Genomic DNA, 19,064 nt, shown 5'->3' with positions numbered 1-19,064 from the left:
GTCGGACCGGCGCGGACCTGAATCGAGGCTGTCAGTGCACGGGCTGCTTGAGCGCGTCGGGCACCAACAGCGGCATCACGTCGATGCCTTCCTCTGCCAGTTCCTGCGCTTCCTCCCGAGACGTCGTCCCGCGAATGCCCCGCTCCGGCGCCTCGTTGTAATGCATGCGGCGCGCCTCTTCTGCAAACCGCTCGCCGACGTCCTCGGTATTGGCCAAGACGTGGCGCACGGCTTTCAGATAGAGCTGTTGCAGGGCTGCGGGCGCGCCGCCCTCGCCTTCAGCTGCCTTGGCGGTGCCGCTTTTCTGGGCGGTCTCCGCACGTGACGACGACAGATTCAGGCGCGGCGCACTCGGCAAGCGCTCAACCTCGTTATGACCGCAAACTGGGCACGTCAATAGCCCGCGCTTTTGCTGCGATTGCAGGTCGGCATCGGATCCGAACCAGCCTTCGAAGCGGTGGTCATTGGCACAGCGGAGGTCCAGCACTTTCATGATCGGTCCAGCGCATGGGGATGAGTGTATCCCCGATTCGAAAATTTGTGAACGGTCGTGCTAATTTTTTCGCACGACCGTTCGCTATGGTAACAACGACAGGAAAACGGTGTGATCAAGCGGCGGCTATAAGCGCCTCAGACGGCACCCGGCGTCCACGCTCCTGACAGAATTTTCTCAAGCCAGAACGTGCCGATGATGGTCTTCACGTCGGAAATCTTACCTTCGCGCACCCAATCGATCAGCTGGCCGGCCGGCGTGACGAAAGTTTCGAGAAATTCGCCTTCATCCAGCATGGCCGTACCCTGCTTGAGATCGCGCGCGAGATAGATATCGATGAACTCGGTGGAATACGAAATGACCGGGTGAATGCGCGTGAGGTAGTCCCAGCGCTCAGCCGTGTAGCCGGTTTCCTCACGCAGTTCGCGCTTGCCGCATGTGAGTGCGCCTTCCTGCGGATCGAGCTTGCCGGCCGGAAATTCAATCATCACCTTGCCGACCGGGTAGCGGAACTGACGCTCCATCAGCACGGTGCCGTCGTCGAACAACGGAATCATCATCACCGCGCCGGGGTGAATCAGGTATTCGCGGCTGGCATTGCGGCCGTCCGGCAGACGGACGATGTCTTGCTTGAGCGTGAGAAATTTGCCCTGGTGCATCAACGCAGAGGCAACCTGCGTCTCGCGCAGACCGGCATCCGGGTCCTGCGTCCCATCAGGGGTGGCGTTCAGCGGGGTGTAATCGGACATGGCGCTCTCTCATGCCGAGACAGCGAGAACCTGCCCGGCGGGAATTAACGGGAATCGCGAGGATGGCGAATCAGGTATTGCCACGTAAAGCCGGGAAACGCGAACACCAGCATCAGGCAAGCGGTGATCGCATAAAACTGCCAGCCTTGCGCAAACGCATTGCCTTGGCTCGATTCGATACCGAAGCCGATCAGCCCCACCACAACATACATGGCAATCAGCTCGGTGCCGCGCAGCCAGAACGGCTTGCGCGGCCAGCGTGCCGGCACCAGAGCCAGCACGCGTTGATTGACGAACGGCAGGTTGGCACAGATCAGTGCCAACACGATGACAAACAGACCGCCCGTCGAAGTGCTCATGGTGCTCGGCGTGTTACGAAGCCAACGTCAGGCGGATTGCCTGATAGCACACAGCCATCAGGCCGGCCGGGAAGATACCCAGCAAGAGCACCAGCAAGCCATTGACCGACAGCAACGAACGCAGGCCGAAGGTGGCCTCCACGGGGCCATCATCTGCCGGCGCATCAAAGTACATGACCTTGATGACGCGCAGGTAGTAAAACGCACCGACCAGCGAGAACAGCACCGCCACGACGGCCAGCCACGGCATACCGGCATCCACCACCGCGCCCAGGACCGACAGCTTGGCGTAGAAGCCAACTGTGGGCGGCAAGCCCGCCAGCGACATCATGATGAACAGCATCAGCAGCGCAAACCACGGGCTCTTCTTCGACAAGCCTTTCAGGTCGGCAATCTCTTCTGCCTCATAGCCCTTGCGCGCAAGCAGCAGGATCATGCCGAAGCCACCCAATGCGGTCAGCACGTAGGTAATCGCATAGAACATCGACGCGCTGTAGGCCTGGGCCGTCAAATCCGGCTTGCCGGAGCTGACGCCCGACACAAGGCCCAGCAGCAGAAAGCCCATGTGCGAGACGGTGGAATAGCCCAGCAGACGCTTGAAGTTGGTCTGAACAACGCCCGTGATATTGCCGATAGCCAACGACACGACGGCCAGCACGATCAGCATGTTCTGCCAATCGAACGCCAGCGGCAGCAGGCCTTCCACCAGAATGCGAAACGTCATCGCGAACGCCGCCACCTTCGGTGCGCCGGCAATCAGCAGCGTCACGGCCGTCGGCGAGCCCTGGTACACGTCCGGCACCCACATGTGGAACGGCGCCACACCCAGCTTGAAGCCCAGACCGGCGACGATGAACACCACGCCAAACACGAGGATCGTCTTGTTGATCTCGCCGTTCTTGATAGCGTCAAACACCTTACCCAGTTCCAACGAACCAGTCGCGCCGTACAGCATCGACATGCCGTACAGCAGCAGGCCCGATGCGAGTGCGCCCAGAATGAAATACTTCATGGCCGATTCGGACGACACGTTCGAACGGCGACGCAGCGCAACCAGTGTGTACGACGCTAGCGACAGCAATTCCAGGCCCAGATAGAGCACCAGGAAGTTGTTGCCGGTGATCATCACCACCTGACCGCCCAGCGTGAACAGGGCAAACATGTAGAACTCACCTGCGTACATGTCCCGGTCGGCCAAATAGCGGCGCGTGTAGACCAGTGTGGCAAACAGGGTCAGCGCACAGAAAGACGCCAGCACGTTGGCCATCGGGTCGATGACGGCCATGTTGCCGAAGACGTAGTGCGTCTCGCCGTTGGCAGCGTTCAGCCCGAACCACACGGCCAGCACCAGCGTAATCACCAACGAAACGGGGTAAGCCACGCTGCTTCGCTTCTGGCCGCGCGCCAAGTCAATCCAGTTGACAGCACCAATGCCCAGCGCGAGAAAAACGATTGGGGCAAAAGCCGCAATAGAGGAGGACGATTGCATAGTTTCTTCTCGCTGCTTACAGCTTCGACTGAGCCACGTGGGTCAGCAGGTTGACCACGGACGCATGCATGACATCGGTGAAGGGCTTCGGATAGAGGCCCATGTACAGGGTGGCGATCGCCAGCACGCCCAGCATGAAGAACTCGCGGCAATTCAGGTCCTTCAATTCGGCAACGTGCTTGTGGGTCACATCACCGAAGATCACGCGCTTGACCATCCACAGCGAATACGCAGCACCAAAGATCAGTGCCGTGGCGGCCAGCAAACCAATCCAGAAATTGAACTTGACCGAACCCAGGATCACCATGAACTCGCCGACGAAACCCGAGGTTGCCGGCAGGCCGCAGTTGGCCATCGCAAAGAACACCGACAGCGCCGCGAACTTCGGCATCGTGTTCACCACACCGCCGTAATCGGCGATCTGGCGCGAGTGCACGCGGTCATACAGCACGCCAATGCACAGGAACATGGCACCCGAGATGAAGCCGTGCGAAATCATCTGGACAATACCGCCCTCGACGCCGATCTCGTTGAAGATGAAGAAGCCCAGTGTGACGAAGCCCATGTGCGCAATCGACGAATACGCGACCAGCTTCTTCATGTCGGCCTGCACCAGCGCGACCAAGCCGATGTAAATCACGGCGACCAGCGAGATCGCAATGATGAATGCCGACAGGCTGTGACTCGCATCCGGCGCGATCGGCAGCGAGAACCGAAGGAAACCGTAGGCGCCCAGCTTTAGCATGATGGCAGCCAGGACCACGGAGCCGCCGGTTGGCGCTTCCACGTGGGCGTCCGGCAGCCAGGTGTGCACCGGCCACATCGGCACCTTCACCGCAAAAGCCATGAAGAACGCGAGGAAGATCAGGATCTGCTCGTTCATCGACAGCTTGACCTGATGCCACTGCAGGATTTCAAACGTGCCGCTGTGGAAGTACAGATACAGCAGCGCAACCAGCGTCAGCAACGAGCCCAGCAGCGTGTACAGGAAGAACTTGAATGCCGCGTAGACGCGGTTCGGGCCACCCCACACACCGATGATGATGTACATCGGGATCAGCGTGGCTTCGAAGAACACGTAGAACAGCAGACCGTCGAGCGACGCGAACACGCCGATCATCAGACCCGACAGGATCAGGAACGCGGCCATGTACTGCGCCACGCGCTCCGTGATCACTTCCCATGCAGCAATCACCACGATGACGGTGATGAATGCAGTCAGCACCACGAACCACATCGAGATGCCGTCGACACCCAGGTAGTAGCTGATGTGGAAGCGCTCGATCCACGACGATTTCTCGACGAACTGCATCGCAGCCGTCGTCTTATCGAAACGCGTAATCAGCGGCAGCGTCATCACGAAGCTGATCAGCGAGCCGATCAACGACATCCAGCGGACATAACCGGGATTGCGGTCTGAGCCCGAGGCCAGCACCAGCACGCCGAAGAAGATCGGCAGCCAGATCGCAAAAGACAGAACCATTTTTGTAATCCCTTATTTGCCTGCCAGGAACACGAAATACGTCAGCAGCCCAACCGTGCCGATGATCATCGCGAACGCATAGTCATAGATGAAGCCGGACTGGAGCAGGCGCACGACCGTCGCGAACCAGCCCACCAGACGCGCGCTGCCGTTGACGACAACACCGTCGATCACGCCCTGATCGCCGCCCTTCCACAGGCCACGGCCAAACTTGACCGCACCGTTGGCGAAGACGATCTCGTTGATCTTGTCCATGTAGTACTTGTTGTCCAGCAGCTTGTAGACGCCAGAGAAACGCTTGGCGATCGCTGCCGGAATATCCGGGCGCTTCAGGTAGAAGAACCACGACAACACGACGCCCGCCAGCAGAAGGATGAACGGTGCCGACGTGAAGCCGTGCAGCGCCATCTCGACCCAGCCGTGGAAGTCTTCGGCCAACACCTTCATTGCTTCGTGGTTATCAGCATTGAAGATGACTTCCGAGAACACCACACCGTGCTTGAAGAACTCGCCGAACAGCATCGGCTGGATTGCCATTGCGCCGATGATGACCGACGGAATCGCCAGCAACACCAGCGGCACCGTCACCACCCACGGCGACTCGTGCGGCTTTTGGCCCGGGGCCAGACCATGGTGGTGATCGTGGTCGCCCTCTTCCTCTTCATGGTGATCGTCGTGATGGGCGTGGGCCTTGCCGAAACGCTCCTCACCGTGGAACACCAGGAAGTACATGCGGAACGAGTAGAACGCGGTCACGAACACGCCGGCCAGCACCGCCCAGTAAGCGAACCCGGCGCCCGGCAGGTGCGATTCACGAACCGCTTCGATGATCGAGTCCTTCGAATAGAAACCCGCAAAGAACGGCGTGCCGATCAACGCCAGCGACCCCACCAGCGACGTCAGCCACGTGATCGGCATGTACTTGCGCAGGCCGCCCATGTTGCGCATGTCCTGATCGTGGTGCATGCCGATGATGACCGAGCCCGCGCCGAGGAACAGCAGCGCCTTGAAAAACGCGTGCGTCATCAGGTGGAACACGGCCACTTGATAAGCCGATGCGCCCAGTGCGACGGTCATGTAGCCCAGCTGAGACAGCGTGGAGTACGCCACCACGCGCTTGATGTCGGTCTGGATGATGCCCAGGAAACCCATGAACAGCGCAGTGATGGCGCCGATGATCAGCACGAACGACAGCGCGGTGTCCGACAGCTCGAACAGCGGCGACATGCGCGCAACCATGAAGATACCGGCGGTCACCATGGTTGCCGCGTGAATCAGTGCGGAAATCGGCGTCGGGCCTTCCATTGAGTCCGGCAGCCATACGTGCAGCGGGAACTGCGCCGATTTACCCATCGCGCCGATGAACAGGCAGATACAGGCGACCGTCAGCATGTGCCAGTCGGTGCCCGGGAAGCCAATCGTGGCCAGGTTGTCTCGAGCGGCGAACACGTCGGCGTAGCTGAGGCTGCCGCTGTAAGCCAGCAGCAGGCCAATCCCGAGCACGAAGCCGAAGTCACCCACGCGGTTAACCAGAAACGCCTTCATGTTGGCGTAGATGGCGGTCGGACGCTTGAACCAGAAGCCAATCAGCAGATACGACACCAGACCCACTGCTTCCCAACCGAAGAACAGCTGCAGGAAGTTGTTGCTCATCACGAGCATCAACATCGAGAAGGTGAACAGCGAGATATACGCGAAGAAACGGTTGTAGCCGTCATCTTCAGCCATGTAGCCGATGGTGTAGATGTGCACCATCAGCGAGACGAAGGTCACCACGCACATCATCATCGCCGTGAGCGAATCGATGAGGAAGCCGACTTCCATCTTTAGCGAGCCAACCGTCATCCATTCATAGACGGTGCCGTTGTAACCAGCGCCGTTGATGACGTCGGACAGCGTCAGCGCCGACAGAATGAAGGCGATCGCAACACCGAGGATGGTGACGCTGTGGGACGCCGTGCGGCCGATCTTCTCGCCGAAGAACTTGGTGCCGAACAGCCCGGCGATCGCCGCGCCGGCCAGCGGCGCGAGCGGAATCGCCAGCAGCAGGTTGGGATTGAGCGTGGTAGCCATGGAACGCTTCTTATAGGTGGATGCGGAGGTCAGCCTTTCAGGCTGTCCAGATCGTCGACGTTGATGGTGTCCAGATTACGGAACAGCACCACCAGGATGGCGAGACCGATCGCGGATTCCGCCGCGGCCACCGTCAGGATGAAAAACACGAACACCTGCCCTGCCAGATCGCCCAGGTAATGGGAGAACGCGACGAAGTTCAGGTTGACCGCCAGCAGCATCAGTTCGATCGCCATCAGCAGCACGATGACGTTCTTACGGTTCAGGAAGATGCCGACGATGCTGATGGCAAACAGCACCGCGCCGAGCACGAGGTAATGGGCAAGGGATAGCGAAGACATATGGGTTCTCCCGGGGCTCAGCTCTTGGATTCAGCCGAAGCTGCGCCAGCCGATTTTTCCGACGGCATCGAGACCAGACGCACGCGGTCCTTGCGCTTCACGCGGATTTGATCGGACACGTTCTGGGCCTTGGTGTCCTTGCGGCGGCGGGCGGTCAGGGCCACGGCCGCGACAATCGCCAGCAGCAACACCGCGCCAGCCACTTCAAAGGCATAGATGTAATCGGTATAGATGAGCTTCCCGAGCGCCTGCGTGTTCGGGCCGGTAAAGCCCTTCGGCAACTCTTGCACCGGCTGTACGCGCCCCATGAAGGTCTTGGTCAGCACGACGGTCATTTCCAGGATGATGACCACGCCCACGAAGGCTGCCATCGGCACGTAAGTCCAGAAATCGCGTCGCAGGTGCTCGATGTCGATGTCGATCATCATCACCACGAACAGGAACAGCACCATCACTGCCCCAACGTAGACCAGCACCAGCGTAATGGCGAGGAACTCTGCCTTGAGCAGCATCCAGATCGCCGCCGCGGTAAAGAACGAGAGCACGAGGAACAGCGCCGCGTGCACCGGGTTCTTCGCGGTGATGACCTTCAGCGCTGCGAGCACCAGCACGAGCGCGAAACAATAGAAGATGATCGTCGTGATTTCCATGATCCTGGCACGGGCCGTTTTGCGGCACGCGCTTGTCCAAAGCCGCGATGGCGTAACGCCACCGCAACTGGTTGGCTCTCAAAGAGCCGTTGTCCAACCGGGATGTCAACTGCACCCGCCCGCCAACCGCACGGCGGACGTTCTGAATCAGCGGTACTTTGCGTCGGCCGCCTTGTTGGCCGCAATTTCCGGCTCGAAGCGATCACCCACGGCCAGCAGCATGTCTTTGGTGAAATACAGGTCGCCGCGCTTTTCACCGTGGTATTCCAGGATGTGCGTCTCGACGATGGCGTCCACCGGGCAAGCCTCTTCACAGAAGCCGCAGAAAATACATTTGGTCAGGTCGATGTCGTAGCGCGTGGTACGACGAGTGCCGTCGTCGCGCTGATCCGACTCGATCGTAATGGCCAGAGCCGGGCAAACGGCCTCGCACAGCTTGCAAGCGATGCATCGTTCTTCGCCGTTCGGATAGCGACGCAGCGCATGCAGACCGCGGAAACGCGGCGACAGCGGCGTCTTCTCTTCCGGAAAGAGAACAGTGATCTTGCGCGCAAACAGGTAGCGCCCGGTCAGCGCCAACCCCTTGAAGAGTTCCTTCAGGAGCAGGCTGTTAAAAAATTCCTTGATGGCAAGCAACATGGTGCCTTCCTATTGTCCCGTTACTTCCAGATGTTCCACGGCGACACCAACCAGATGGCGACGACGACAAGCCAGCCCACAGTGAGCGGAATGAAGATCTTCCAGCCCAGACGCATGATCTGGTCATAGCGATAACGCGGGAACGATGCACGCAGCCAGATAAAGACCGACAGCAGCAGGAAAACCTTGATCAGCAGCCAGAAGAAGCCCGGAATCCAGTTGAGGACCGGTGCGTCGATCGGCGAAGCCCAGCCGCCCAGGAACAAGGTCGCGGTCAGCGCCGAGATCACGATCATGTTGATGTACTCGGCCAGGAAGAACAGCGCGAACGCCATGCCCGAGTATTCGATCATGTGGCCAGCCACGATTTCCGATTCGCCTTCCACCACGTCGAACGGGTGGCGGTTCGTTTCGGCCACGCCCGAGATGAAATAGACGCCGAACATCGGCAGCAGCGGCAGCCAGTTCCACGAAAGGATGTTGATGCCGTGACCCGCAAAGAAACCGCGGTTCTGGGAGTTAACGATGTCCGACAGATTCAGGCTGCCAGTCACCATCAGCACCGTCACGAGCGCGAAGCCCATGGCGATTTCGTACGAAATCATCTGCGCCGAGGCGCGCATCGCACCCAGGAATGCGTACTTGGAGTTCGAAGCCCAGCCAGCCAGGATCACGCCGTACACGCCCACCGAGCTGATCGCCATCACGTACAGCAGGCCGGCGTTGATGTTCGACACCATCGCTTCGGCCTGGAACGGAATCACCGCCCAGATCGCCACGGCGGGCATCAGCACCATCAGCGGCGCGATGATGTACATGCCGCGGCTGACCGCGCTCGGCACCATGACTTCCTTGAGCAGCAGCTTGAGCACGTCGGCAATCGGCTGCAGCAAGCCCATCGGGCCCACGCGGTTCGGGCCCAGACGCACGTGCATCCAGCCGATGAGCTTGCGCTCCCACAGGATCAGGTAAGCGACGCACAGCAGCAACGGCAGAATGATGCAAACCGCGCGGACCAGCGTCCAGATCAGCGGCCACCATCCACCAAAGGTGGCGGTACCGAAAGAAGTAATCGACTCGATCATGTTGACCCTTACACCGTAGCCGCCAACGCGGACGATTCAACCTTCTCAACGCTTACGGTGCCGAACATCGCACCCAGCTGTGCCGAAGCCTCGGTGGCGGCGGACACACGGATCACACCGGAAGCCAGCGACTTGTCCAGCACGGCCGGCAGCACCACACTGCTCTGCCCTTGCGTCACGCACACGGCGTCACCATTGGCCAGGCCCAGTTGCGCATAGAGATCCGCCGGCAAGCCAGCGCGCACGGCGGCGCGTGCTGCAGCCGTCAGCTGCAGCGAACCAGCGCGGCGCACGATCGGATCGGCGTGGTAGATCGGCACATCGGCCAGGCGCTCGATGCCGGCGGCGGCGGCAGCAGGAGCGGCGCTCTGCGCGATCGTCGCATTCGACAAACGGTCGGTGACCGGTTTGGCCAGCACTTCGTCGCGCACCACTTCCGAGCTGTCGTATTCGAAGCCCGACACGTTCAGCAGGTTGCCCAGCACGCGCAGGACCTTCCACGCCGGACGCGAATCGCCCAGGCTGCGCACAACGCCGTTGAAGCTTTGCGGCAGACCTTCGCAGTTGACGAAGGTGCCGGAAGTTTCCGTGAACGGCGCGGTCGGTAGCAGCACGTCGGCGTACTCGAGTGCAGCGCGGGAGGCAAATGGCGCCAGAACGATCACAGTGTCAGCCTGGTCCAGCGCCGCACGTGCCTGTACCGGGTTCGCGGTATCGAATTCAGGTTCGGCGCCCAGTAGCACGTAAGCACGACGCGGTTGCGCCAGCATGGCGGCGGCGTCGAGGCCATTGCTTTGCGGCAGCGCACCGGCAATGTAGCCACCAACTGTGTTGGCCGCTTCCGTCAGGAAGCCGAGCGTCGCGCCGGTTTGCTGCGCAACCCACTGAGCCAGCGCGTGCAGTTGCGAGAATTGCGGATGCGCCACCGCAGCGTTGCCGAGGAACACAGCCTTGCGCTCGCCCGAAGCGAGGCTTGCAGCAATGCGCTTGGCAACGTCACCGGCTTCGATGCCATCGGTACCGCCTGGACGGGCAACGTTGTTGGCAGCAGCCACGGCCACCGCCACTTGCGACAGCAGCGACAGCCATTGCGACGGTGCGCCCAACAGTTGCGTGGCGGGCATCAACAGATCTTCGCCACCGGCGCCGATCACGTTCAGTTGTGCACCCTTCTTGCCTGCCTGCCGCAGACGCGCAGCCAGCAGCGGATGATCCTTGCGCAGGAAGGCGCCAACAACCAGCGTGCGCTGCAGCAACGACACATCGGCGATCGGCAGGCCTAGCCACGGAGCGCCCGTCGGCTTGACGGAAAAATCGGATTGGCGCAGACGGAAATCGACGTTGTCGCTGCCAATGCCACGTACCAGCTTTTGCAGCAAGAACAGCTCTTCCAGCGTGCTGTGCGGGCTGGCCAATGCACCGATCTGCTCAGCGCCATGGTCACGCTTGATTTCGTTCAGGCCGTTGGCGACGTATTCCAGCGCCGTAGTCCAGTCGACGGCTTTCCACTGACCGCCTTGCTTGAGCATCGGCTGAGTCAGACGATCGTCGCTGTTCACGCCTTCATAGGCGAAACGGTCCTTGTCGGAAAGCCAGCATTCGTTGATGGCTTCGTTGTCCAGCGGCAGAACGCGCATGACGCGCTGGTTCTTCGTCTGGACGATCACGTTCGCGCCCAGGCCGTCGTGCGGCGACACCGACTTGCGGCGTGCCAGCTCCCACGTACGGGCCGAATAGCGGAACGGCTTGCTGGTCAGCGCGCCGACCGGGCACAGGTCGATCATGTTGCCCGACAACTCGGAGTCAACGGTCTGCCCAACGAACGTCGTGATCTCGGAATGCTCACCTCGGTTGAGCATGCCCAGTTCCATCACGCCGGCAATTTCCTGACCAAAGCGGACGCAACGCGTGCAGTGAATGCACCGCGTCATCTCTTCCATAGAGATCAGCGGGCCCACGTTCTTGTGGAACACCACACGCTTCTCTTCCTGGTAGCGCGATTCAGACTTGCCGTAGCCCACAGCCAGATCCTGCAGTTGGCACTCGCCACCCTGATCACAGATCGGGCAATCCAGCGGGTGGTTAATCAGCAGGAATTCCATCACGGACTTCTGTGCCTTCACCGCCTTTTCGGAGTTTGTGAAGACCTTCATGCCCGCGGTTACAGGCGTGGCGCAGGCGGGCAGAGCCTTGGGCGCCTTCTCGACTTCGACCAGGCACATCCGGCAGTTGGCCGCGACCGACAGTTTGCGGTGATAGCAGAAGTGAGGAATATAGGTGCCCGTCTGGCGAGCCGCCTCCATCACTAGGCTGCCTTCGGCAACCTCGACCTTCTTGCCATCGATTTCGATTTCAACCATGTTCTGCCACGCTTAAATGTAGGTGGGCACCATGCACTGCTTGTGTTCGACGTGATACGCGAACTCATCCCAGTAGTGCTTGAGCATGCCGCGGACTGGCATCGCAGCGGCATCGCCGAGTGCGCAGATAGTCCGGCCCATGATGTTTTCGGCCACGTTGTTCAGCAGGTCCAGGTCTTCCTGGCGGCCCTTGCCGTGCTCGATGCGGTCGACCACGCGATACAGCCAGCCGGTGCCTTCGCGGCACGGCGTGCACTGGCCGCACGACTCTTCGAAATAGAAGTACGACAGGCGCAGCAGCGATTTCACCATGCAGCGCGTTTCGTCCATCACGATCACTGCGCCCGAGCCCAGCATCGAGCCAGCCTTGGCGATCGAATCGTAGTCCATGTCGGAGGCCATCATCAGGTCGGCCGGCACCACCGGCGCCGACGAACCACCCGGAATGACCGCTTTGAGTTTCTTTCCGCCGCGCATGCCGCCGGCCAGCTCCAGCAGCTTGGAGAACGGCGTGCCGAGCGGAATCTCGTAGTTGCCCGGACGCTCCACGTCGCCGGACACAGAGAAGATCTTCGAGCCGCCGTTGTTCGGCTTGCCCATCTTCAGGTAGTTGTCCGGACCGATGGACAGCAGGAACGGCACTGCGGCAAAGGTTTCGGTGTTGTTGATGGTAGTCGGCTTGCCGTACAGACCAAAGCTCGCCGGGAACGGCGGCTTGAAACGCGGCTGCCCCTTCTTGCCTTCCAGGGATTCGAGCAGGGCGGTCTCTTCGCCGCAGATGTACGCGCCATAACCATGGTGCGCATGCAGCTGGAAATTGAAACCGGAGCCCAGAATGTTGTCACCCAGGAAGCCCGCAGCACGCGCCTCTTCAAGCGCCTGCTCGAAGATCTTGTACTCGTTCCAGATTTCGCCGTGAATGTAGTTGTAGCCCACGGTGATGCCCATCGCGTAACCGCCGATGGCCATGCCTTCGATCAACGCGTGCGGGTTGTAGCGGATGATGTCGCGATCCTTGAACGTACCCGGCTCGCCTTCGTCCGTGTTGCAGACCAGATACTTCTGACCCGGGAACTGGCGCGGCATGAAGCTCCACTTCAGACCAGTCGGGAAGCCCGCACCGCCACGACCGCGCAGGCCCGACGCTTTCACGTCAGCAATGACCTGTTCAGGGGTGACCTTCTCGGTAAGGATGCGCTTGAGCTGTTGATAGCCGCCACGCTTGACGTAATCTTCGAGGTGCCAGTTGTCGCCGTTCAGGCCCGCGAGAATCAACGGCTGGATATGTCGGTCGTGCAGAGAGGTCATTTACTTGCCTGCTCCCTTGGTCGGCGCCTTCGACTGGAGGTCGGCGATCAGCGCGTCGAGCTTCTCGTTGCTCATGAAGCTGCACATGTGGGTATTGTTGACGATCATGACCGGCGCATCACCGCACGCGCCCATGCACTCGCCTTCCTTCAGCGTGAAGTTGCCGTCGGCCGTGGTTTCGTTGAAACCGATGCCGAGCTTCTTCTTCAGGTAATCGGCCGCGCGTTCGCCGCCCGACAGCGCGCACGGCAAGTTCGTGCACACCGACAGCTTGAAGCGGCCCACCGGCTTGGTGTCGTACATGTTGTAGAACGTCGCCACTTCCTCGACCCACACCGGCGGCATTTCGAGGTACTCGGCCACGAACTGCATGACTTCGGGCGAGACCCAGCCTTTCTCGCTCTGCGCGACCGCAAGCGCCGCCATCACGGCGGACTGCTTCTGGTCGGCGGGATATTTCGCGACCGCCCGGTCAATTTCCTTGAGAGCTTCTGCTGATAGCATGTTCGTTGCGATTGGTGCGGGACGCGGGGCGTGTTACCTAGCTGCCTTACCCCGGCGGGCGTCCTCGTTTCACAGCCGCGCTTGCCTGCGCGTCAAACCTTGTTTCCTGCTGGTTCAGCGATCGATCTCGCCAAACACGATGTCTTGCGTACCGATGATCGTCACCGCGTCGGCAATCATGTGGCCCTTCGCCATTTCGTCGAGCGCGGCCAGATGAACGAAGCCCGGTGCGCGGATCTTCAGACGGTACGGCTTGTTGGCGCCGTCGGAGATTGCATAGATGCCGAACTCACCCTTCGGGTGCTCAACGGCGGCGTATGCCTCACCTTCGGGCACGTGCATACCTTCCGTGAAGAGCTTGAAGTGGTGAATCAGCTCCTCCATGTTGGTCTTCATGTCCACGCGCGACGGCGGCGCCACCTTGTGGTTATCGGTGATCACCGGACCGGGGTTTTTGCGCAGCCACTCGATGCACTGACGAATGATGCGATTGCTCTGGCGCATTTCTTCCACGCGCACCAGATAACGGTCGTAGCAATCGCCGTTCACGCCAACCGGGATGTCGAAATCGACGCGGTCGTACACTTCGTACGGCTGCTTCTTGCGCACATCCCATTCGATGCCTGAACCACGCAACATTGCACCGGAGAAACCTTTGTTAAGCGCACGCTCCGGGCTCACCACGCCGATACCAACCAGACGTTGCTTCCAAATCCGGTTATCGGTCAGCAGCGTTTCGTACTCGTCAACATACTTCGGGAAGCGGTTGGTGAAGTCTTCAATGAAGTCCAGCAGCGAACCCGAACGCGTTTCGTTCAGGGCCGCCAGGGCTTTCTCGTTGCGCACCTTGGATGCCTTGTATTGCGGCATCGTGTCGGGCAGATCGCGATAGACACCGCCCGGACGGTAGTAGGCAGCGTGCATGCGCGCGCCCGAAACCGCCTCATACATATCGAACAGGTCTTCACGCTCGCGGAAGGCGTACAGGAACACCGCCATGGCGCCCACGTCCAGCGCGTGCGAACCAATCCACATCAGGTGGTTCATGATCCGCGTGATCTCGTCGAACATGACGCGGATGTACTGCGCACGCAGCGGTACTTCGAGGCCTAGCAGGCGCTCGATTGCCATCACGTAGGCGTGCTCGTTGACCATCATCGACACGTAGTCGAGGCGATCCATGTACGGCACGCTCTGAATCCAGGTCTTCTGCTCGGCGAGCTTTTCAGTCGCGCGGTGCAGCAGACCGATGTGCGGGTCGGCACGTTGAATGACTTCGCCGTCCAGCTCAAGCACTAGGCGCAGCACGCCGTGTGCGGCCGGGTGTTGCGGACCGAAGTTCAGGGTGTAGTTCTTGATATCTGCCATGATCGGGCGCCCTTCAGTGCTTCAGACCACCGTATTGATTCTCGCGGATCACACGCGGCGTAATCTCGCGCGGCTCAATGGTTACCGGCTGGTAGACCACGCGGCGCTGCACCGGGTCGTAGCGCATTTCAACGTAACCCGACACGGGGAAGTCTTTGCGGAACGGGTGACCGATGAAGCCGTAGTCAGTCAGGATGCGGCGCAGATCCGGGTGGCCCTCGAATACCAGACCGTACAGGTCGAACGCTTCGCGCTCGAACCAGTCAGCGGAACTCCAGATCGTAGTCACAGATGACACCACCGGCAGATCGTCGTCCGGCGCGAACACGCGTACGCGAACGCGCCAGTTGTGCGTGATCGACAGCAGTTGCGACACAGCCGCAAAACGCGGACCGTTCCAGGCACCGTCGCCGTAGTCGGCATAATCGACGCCGCACAGATCCATCAGTTGCTCAAACTTGAGCGAAGCGTCGTCGCGCAGCGTGCGCATAACGTCGTGGTAATCGTCAGCCTTCACCACGAGGGTGAGTTCTCCAACGGACTCGGTCAGGCTTTGAACGCGATCGCCCAGCGCCTTTTCCAGCGCGGCCTTCAGAATGGCAAGCTTGTCGGTCATGTCAGGCCTTGCGCGCGATGGTGTTGGTGCGACGGATCTTGGCCTGCAGCTGGATGATGCCGTAGATCAGTGCTTCTGCCGTCGGCGGACAGCCCGGCACGTATACGTCGACCGGCACGATGCGATCGCAGCCGCGCACGACAGAATACGAATAGTGGTAGTAACCGCCGCCGTTCGCGCACGAACCCATCGAGATGACCCAGCGAGGCTCGGCCATCTGGTCGTACACCTTGCGCAGCGCGGGCGCCATCTTGTTGCACAGCGTGCCGGCCACGATCATCACGTCAGACTGACGCGGCGACGGGCGAAACACCACGCCGAAACGGTCCAGGTCATAACGCGATGCGCCAGCGTGCATCATTTCGACAGCACAGCAGGCCAAGCCGAACGTCATCGGCCAGAGTGACCCAGTACGGGTCCAGTTGATCAGCTTGTCAGCGGTGGTCGTGACAAAGCCTTCATTGAGTACGCCTTCGATCGCCATTTCACATCACTCCCAATCGAGCGCGCCTTTTTTCCAGATGTAGACGAAGCCCACGAGAAACTCGAGAAGAAACACGCCCATCGCGAAGAACCCCGGCCAACCGATCTCACGCAGTGCCACGCCCCAGGGAAACAGGAACGCAGTCTCCAGATCGAACAGGATGAACAGGATGGCGATGAGGTAATAGCGCACGTCGAACTTCATGCGCGCGTCTTCGAATGCTTCGAAGCCGCACTCGTACGGCGAGAGCTTGTCAGGATCGGGATTGTTCGGACCGAGGACTCGGCCGATGGTCATCAGAGCAAGCCCAAGGCCAACGCCGACAACGATGAACAACAGTACGGGGAAATAGGCTTCGAGGTTCAAGGGACGCCCGCCTTTTTGAATGGTTGCAACAGCACTGCCCGCAGGCGGCGCCTTGTCGCCCCATCGAAGGCGCCGGGTCCGCAGCCTTACGACGCCTCGACTACGCGTCGTCTTGCGGAGGGGCCTGCGCGGAACATCCCGTTGAACAGACCCCGAATTTGATTGGTGCCGACGGCGAGACTCGAACTCGCACAGCTTTCGCCACTACCCCCTCAAGATAGCGTGTCTACCAATTTCACCACGTCGGCTGGGGGAAGAAACTCTATCAGGAACCCGGTTGAGACTTAACGCCCTTGCCGTTTCCTGCTTTGTTTCAAGCCTTGCATTCTACCGCAAAGCAAAGCTTTTGTTCAATGCACAAACAAAAATCTTATGCCTCGCAGCGCGCCGGAAAACCCCATCGGTACGCCGCGATCGTTACATCAAATTACTTTGGCACAGCGGGCGCGGAAGCTGCGCCCGGAGCAACACCAGGAGCCGAGGCCACGGGTGCCGATGCCGTAGACGTAACAGGCGCAACCGAACCCATCACACCTGCCGACACGCTGCCCTTGTTGGTGCCGATCAGCGTCAGCGCCAGCGTGGCAATGAAGAACACGGTTGCCAGCACGGCCGTCGTACGCGACAGAAAGTTGGCCGAGCCGGTGGCGCCAAACAAGCTGCCCGACGCGCCGGACCCAAACGCCGCCCCAACGTCCGCACCCTTGCCGTGCTGCAACAGCACTAGGCCGATCACGCCCAGCGCGCTCAGAATTTGCGCAACCAGCAGCAGAGTTTTCAGAATTGCCATTTCGCTTCTCTCAGTAATATGTTGCAGTCGCACATGTGTGACATGGCGACTCGATCGATCGCTTATGCGCGACCGATCGCCAGGAAATCTTCTGCCTTCAGCGATGCACCGCCGATCAGGCCGCCATCGATGTCCGCCATTGCAAACAACTCGCCCGCATTGTCCGGCTTGACGCTGCCGCCGTACAGAATCGCCAAGCGCTGCGCCACGCCAGCGTCGCGGGCAGCAACACGTGCGCGCAGGAACGCGTGCACAGCCTGCGCCTGCTCGCTGGTGGCAGTCTTGCCCGTGCCGATTGCCCAAACCGGTTCGTACGCCACGACGATACGACCCAGTTGCTCGACCGACAGCGCTTCCAGCACCGCATCCAGTTGGCGGGCTACCACCTGCTCGGTCTCACCAGCTTCGCGCTGCGCGAGCGTTTCGCCCACACAGACGATCGGGGTGATGCCATGTTCCAGTGCACGCAGCGCCTTGGTCGCCACTTGCGCGTCGGTTTCGCCGTGGTACGAGCGACGCTCGGAATGACCGACAATCACGTAGCCACAGCCAAATTCCGACAGCATCGACGCCGCCACTTCGCCGGTGAACGCGCCTCGCGTTTCAGCCGACACGTCCTGTGCGCCCCAGCCCACCGCAGAACCGGCGAGCAGCGACTGACACTGCGCCAGGTACGGGAATGGCGCACATACGGCCAGCGTAGCGTTGGTTTTGCCGGCCGCTTTGATCTGTTCAAGCAGTGCGGCGTTCGCGCTCAGGGTGCCATGCAACTTCCAGTTGCCCACCACCAGCTTCGGTCTTGCGTTCACGTTTTGCCCGGTCGACTGTCAAATAAACCCGGCATTCTACCGCGGCGGCAAAAACGGGGTCAATTTTGACGTCTTAGAGTCAATCCCAAACCAACATAATCTTGCCGATGTGAGCACTCGATTCCATCAAGGTATGCGCCTGGGCCGCCTGTGCGGCCAGTAAGACCTCATGCACGACCGGCTTGATGCGCCCGGACACGAGCAACGGCCAGACCGTCTTATACAGATTGGCCGCGATGGCCGCCTTGAATGCAACCGGACGCGGACGCAGCGTCGAGCCCGTCAGCGTAATGCGCCGGCGCAGGATGTCGCCCAGTGGCACCTCGGCCTTGGCGCCGCCCAGCAACGCGATCAATACGATGCGGCCGTCATCGGCGGTGCAGGCAATTTCGCGCGCGACATAGCTGCCGCCGACCATGTCGAGCACCACGTCGGCGCCGCGTCCTGTCTCGGTCTTGACGATTTCGACGAAATCTTCGGTCTTGTAGTTGATGGCGCGCGTGGCGCCGAGTTCGACGCAGGCCTCGCACTTGTCGGCGCTGCCCGCAGTGGCGAACACGCGGTGACCCAACGCAGACGCGATCTGAATCGCCGTCGTGCCGATCCCGCTGGAGCCCCCCTGCACGAGCAGCGTTTCATCGGCGCCGTGTGCGCCCTGCCCCAGCAAGCCGCGGTCGAACACGTTCGACCACACGGTGAAATAGTTCTCCGGCAATGCAGCGGCTTCGATATCGGACAAGCCGGCCGGCACGGGCAGCACTTGGCCCAGCGGCGCTGTGCAGAACTCCGCATAGCCGCCGCCTTGTACCAGCGCGCAGACGCGATCACCCACCTTCAGGCCGTAGCGATTGTCGGCGTGCGCCAGATCGCCACTGACGATCTCGCCAGCAACTTCAAGCCCCGGAATATCGGAGGCGCCGGGCGGCACTGGATAGTTGCCCGTCCGCTGGAACACATCAGGCCGGTTCACGCCCGCTGCACGCACGCGGATCAGTACCTCGCCGGCCTTGGCCTCCGGCATCGGGCGCTCGCCCAGCTTCAAGACTTCGGGGCCACCGTATTGGGTGATTTCAATCGCTTTCATGGGAATCGGATCGA

Annotated in this window: 20 protein-coding genes and 1 tRNA gene; all 21 read right to left on the bottom strand. The window is 60.7% G+C overall.

The genetic code is table 11. The features are described 5' to 3' along the window. Nucleotides 1-31: 31 nt before the first annotated feature. The 21 genes from DOD19_RS04765 to DOD19_RS04665 all read right to left on the bottom strand — a co-directional run bounded on the left by DOD19_RS04765 (nucleotide 32) and on the right by DOD19_RS04665 (nucleotide 19,050). Entirely contained in the window at nucleotides 32-493 is a 462-nt protein-coding gene (locus DOD19_RS04765; protein ID WP_024975302.1) for a DUF1178 family protein, read from the bottom strand. A gap of 137 nt (nucleotides 494-630) precedes the next feature. After that, nucleotides 631-1,242 (bottom strand): NUDIX hydrolase, encoded by a 612-nt coding sequence (locus DOD19_RS04760; RefSeq protein ID WP_112184272.1) that lies wholly within the window; start codon nucleotides 1,240-1,242, stop codon nucleotides 631-633. Between the two features lie 44 nt (nucleotides 1,243-1,286). Then, nucleotides 1,287-1,601 carry a DUF2818 family protein gene (locus tag DOD19_RS04755; protein WP_024975300.1) on the bottom strand — a complete coding sequence of 105 codons (315 nt, stop codon included), beginning with the start codon at nucleotides 1,599-1,601 and terminating at the stop codon, nucleotides 1,287-1,289. 13 nt (nucleotides 1,602-1,614) lie between these two features. After that, nucleotides 1,615-3,090 (bottom strand): NADH-quinone oxidoreductase subunit NuoN, encoded by a 1,476-nt coding sequence (nuoN, locus tag DOD19_RS04750; RefSeq protein ID WP_024975299.1) that lies wholly within the window; start codon nucleotides 3,088-3,090, stop codon nucleotides 1,615-1,617. A 16-nt stretch (nucleotides 3,091-3,106) separates the two neighbouring features. Further along, nucleotides 3,107-4,573, bottom strand: coding sequence for an NADH-quinone oxidoreductase subunit M (locus DOD19_RS04745; protein WP_024975298.1), 1,467 nt, complete (start codon nucleotides 4,571-4,573; stop codon nucleotides 3,107-3,109). A 12-nt stretch (nucleotides 4,574-4,585) separates the two neighbouring features. Continuing rightward, a complete protein-coding gene (gene nuoL / locus DOD19_RS04740) occupies nucleotides 4,586-6,646 on the bottom strand; it encodes an NADH-quinone oxidoreductase subunit L (RefSeq protein WP_112184270.1) in 2,061 nt (686 codons plus the stop codon). 29 nt (nucleotides 6,647-6,675) lie between these two features. Further along, on the bottom strand, nucleotides 6,676-6,987 hold the full coding sequence (gene nuoK, locus DOD19_RS04735; RefSeq protein ID WP_004630788.1) for an NADH-quinone oxidoreductase subunit NuoK: 312 nt from the start codon (nucleotides 6,985-6,987) through the stop codon (nucleotides 6,676-6,678). A 17-nt stretch (nucleotides 6,988-7,004) separates the two neighbouring features. Beyond that, nucleotides 7,005-7,637: an NADH-quinone oxidoreductase subunit J gene (locus DOD19_RS04730; protein ID WP_045206191.1), complete on the bottom strand. Its 633-nt coding sequence runs from the start codon at nucleotides 7,635-7,637 to the stop codon at nucleotides 7,005-7,007. 147 nt (nucleotides 7,638-7,784) lie between these two features. After that, on the bottom strand, nucleotides 7,785-8,276 hold the full coding sequence (gene nuoI, locus DOD19_RS04725) for an NADH-quinone oxidoreductase subunit NuoI (protein ID WP_003261939.1): 492 nt from the start codon (nucleotides 8,274-8,276) through the stop codon (nucleotides 7,785-7,787). A 20-nt stretch (nucleotides 8,277-8,296) separates the two neighbouring features. Then, on the bottom strand, nucleotides 8,297-9,361 hold the full coding sequence (gene nuoH / locus DOD19_RS04720; protein ID WP_009241059.1) for an NADH-quinone oxidoreductase subunit NuoH: 1,065 nt from the start codon (nucleotides 9,359-9,361) through the stop codon (nucleotides 8,297-8,299). Nucleotides 9,362-9,369: 8 nt separating this feature from the next. After that, complete coding sequence (gene nuoG / locus DOD19_RS04715) at nucleotides 9,370-11,721, bottom strand: NADH-quinone oxidoreductase subunit NuoG (protein ID WP_112184268.1); 2,352 nt, start codon at nucleotides 11,719-11,721, stop codon at nucleotides 9,370-9,372. A gap of 12 nt (nucleotides 11,722-11,733) precedes the next feature. Beyond that, nucleotides 11,734-13,029 (bottom strand): NADH-quinone oxidoreductase subunit NuoF, encoded by a 1,296-nt coding sequence (gene nuoF, locus DOD19_RS04710; RefSeq protein ID WP_112184266.1) that lies wholly within the window; start codon nucleotides 13,027-13,029, stop codon nucleotides 11,734-11,736. Further along, nucleotides 13,030-13,533: an NADH-quinone oxidoreductase subunit NuoE gene (gene nuoE / locus DOD19_RS04705; protein WP_024975293.1), complete on the bottom strand. Its 504-nt coding sequence runs from the start codon at nucleotides 13,531-13,533 to the stop codon at nucleotides 13,030-13,032. Between the two features lie 114 nt (nucleotides 13,534-13,647). Beyond that, a complete protein-coding gene (locus tag DOD19_RS04700; RefSeq protein ID WP_024975292.1) occupies nucleotides 13,648-14,901 on the bottom strand; it encodes an NADH-quinone oxidoreductase subunit D in 1,254 nt (417 codons plus the stop codon). A 13-nt stretch (nucleotides 14,902-14,914) separates the two neighbouring features. Next, nucleotides 14,915-15,517: an NADH-quinone oxidoreductase subunit C gene (locus DOD19_RS04695; protein WP_024975291.1), complete on the bottom strand. Its 603-nt coding sequence runs from the start codon at nucleotides 15,515-15,517 to the stop codon at nucleotides 14,915-14,917. A gap of 1 nt (nucleotide 15,518) precedes the next feature. Further along, on the bottom strand, nucleotides 15,519-16,001 hold the full coding sequence (locus DOD19_RS04690) for an NADH-quinone oxidoreductase subunit B (protein WP_004630808.1): 483 nt from the start codon (nucleotides 15,999-16,001) through the stop codon (nucleotides 15,519-15,521). A gap of 6 nt (nucleotides 16,002-16,007) precedes the next feature. Next, the gene (locus DOD19_RS04685) at nucleotides 16,008-16,367 is read right to left on the bottom strand and encodes an NADH-quinone oxidoreductase subunit A (RefSeq protein WP_004630810.1); all 360 of its coding nucleotides are present in this window, start codon (nucleotides 16,365-16,367) and stop codon (nucleotides 16,008-16,010) included. Nucleotides 16,368-16,530: 163 nt separating this feature from the next. Then, nucleotides 16,531-16,615: transfer RNA gene (locus DOD19_RS04680), tRNA-Leu, on the bottom strand. Between the two features lie 179 nt (nucleotides 16,616-16,794). Further along, complete coding sequence (gene secG / locus DOD19_RS04675) at nucleotides 16,795-17,157, bottom strand: preprotein translocase subunit SecG (protein ID WP_112184264.1); 363 nt, start codon at nucleotides 17,155-17,157, stop codon at nucleotides 16,795-16,797. Between the two features lie 62 nt (nucleotides 17,158-17,219). Then, a complete protein-coding gene (gene tpiA / locus DOD19_RS04670) occupies nucleotides 17,220-17,966 on the bottom strand; it encodes a triose-phosphate isomerase (RefSeq protein WP_024975289.1) in 747 nt (248 codons plus the stop codon). Between the two features lie 79 nt (nucleotides 17,967-18,045). Continuing rightward, nucleotides 18,046-19,050: an NAD(P)H-quinone oxidoreductase gene (locus tag DOD19_RS04665; RefSeq protein ID WP_024975288.1), complete on the bottom strand. Its 1,005-nt coding sequence runs from the start codon at nucleotides 19,048-19,050 to the stop codon at nucleotides 18,046-18,048. Between the last annotated feature and the right edge of the window lie 14 nt (nucleotides 19,051-19,064).

This window comes from Ralstonia sp. GX3-BWBA (assembly GCF_003290055.1).
Taxonomy (GTDB): domain Bacteria; phylum Pseudomonadota; class Gammaproteobacteria; order Burkholderiales; family Burkholderiaceae; genus Ralstonia; species Ralstonia holmesii.
This window is presented reverse-complemented; position numbering and strand designations above follow the sequence as displayed.

Excerpts from the sequence above, each read along its gene's own strand:
- nuoL (WP_112184270.1), bottom strand. The coding sequence starts at position 6,646 with ATGGCTACCACGCTCAATCCCAACCTGCTGCTGGCGATTCCGCTCGCG.
- secG (WP_112184264.1), bottom strand. The coding sequence starts at position 17,157 with ATGGCAATTCTGAAAACTCTGCTGCTGGTTGCGCAAATTCTGAGCGCG.
- DOD19_RS04690 (WP_004630808.1), bottom strand. The coding sequence starts at position 16,001 with ATGGCGATCGAAGGCGTACTCAATGAAGGCTTTGTCACGACCACCGCT.
- nuoK (WP_004630788.1), bottom strand. The coding sequence starts at position 6,987 with ATGTCTTCGCTATCCCTTGCCCATTACCTCGTGCTCGGCGCGGTGCTG.
- DOD19_RS04755 (WP_024975300.1), bottom strand. The coding sequence starts at position 1,601 with ATGAGCACTTCGACGGGCGGTCTGTTTGTCATCGTGTTGGCACTGATC.
- DOD19_RS04700 (WP_024975292.1), bottom strand. The coding sequence starts at position 14,901 with ATGGCAGATATCAAGAACTACACCCTGAACTTCGGTCCGCAACACCCG.
- nuoH (WP_009241059.1), bottom strand. The coding sequence starts at position 9,361 with ATGATCGAGTCGATTACTTCTTTCGGTACCGCCACCTTTGGTGGATGG.
- nuoG (WP_112184268.1), bottom strand. The coding sequence starts at position 11,721 with ATGGTTGAAATCGAAATCGATGGCAAGAAGGTCGAGGTTGCCGAAGGC.
- DOD19_RS04745 (WP_024975298.1), bottom strand. The coding sequence starts at position 4,573 with ATGGTTCTGTCTTTTGCGATCTGGCTGCCGATCTTCTTCGGCGTGCTG.
- nuoF (WP_112184266.1), bottom strand. The coding sequence starts at position 13,029 with ATGACCTCTCTGCACGACCGACATATCCAGCCGTTGATTCTCGCGGGC.
- DOD19_RS04765 (WP_024975302.1), bottom strand. The coding sequence starts at position 493 with ATGAAAGTGCTGGACCTCCGCTGTGCCAATGACCACCGCTTCGAAGGC.
- nuoN (WP_024975299.1), bottom strand. The coding sequence starts at position 3,090 with ATGCAATCGTCCTCCTCTATTGCGGCTTTTGCCCCAATCGTTTTTCTC.
- DOD19_RS04760 (WP_112184272.1), bottom strand. The coding sequence starts at position 1,242 with ATGTCCGATTACACCCCGCTGAACGCCACCCCTGATGGGACGCAGGAC.
- DOD19_RS04730 (WP_045206191.1), bottom strand. The coding sequence starts at position 7,637 with ATGGAAATCACGACGATCATCTTCTATTGTTTCGCGCTCGTGCTGGTG.
- DOD19_RS04695 (WP_024975291.1), bottom strand. The coding sequence starts at position 15,517 with ATGACCGACAAGCTTGCCATTCTGAAGGCCGCGCTGGAAAAGGCGCTG.
- DOD19_RS04665 (WP_024975288.1), bottom strand. The coding sequence starts at position 19,050 with ATGAAAGCGATTGAAATCACCCAATACGGTGGCCCCGAAGTCTTGAAG.
- nuoE (WP_024975293.1), bottom strand. The coding sequence starts at position 13,533 with ATGCTATCAGCAGAAGCTCTCAAGGAAATTGACCGGGCGGTCGCGAAA.
- nuoI (WP_003261939.1), bottom strand. The coding sequence starts at position 8,276 with ATGTTGCTTGCCATCAAGGAATTTTTTAACAGCCTGCTCCTGAAGGAA.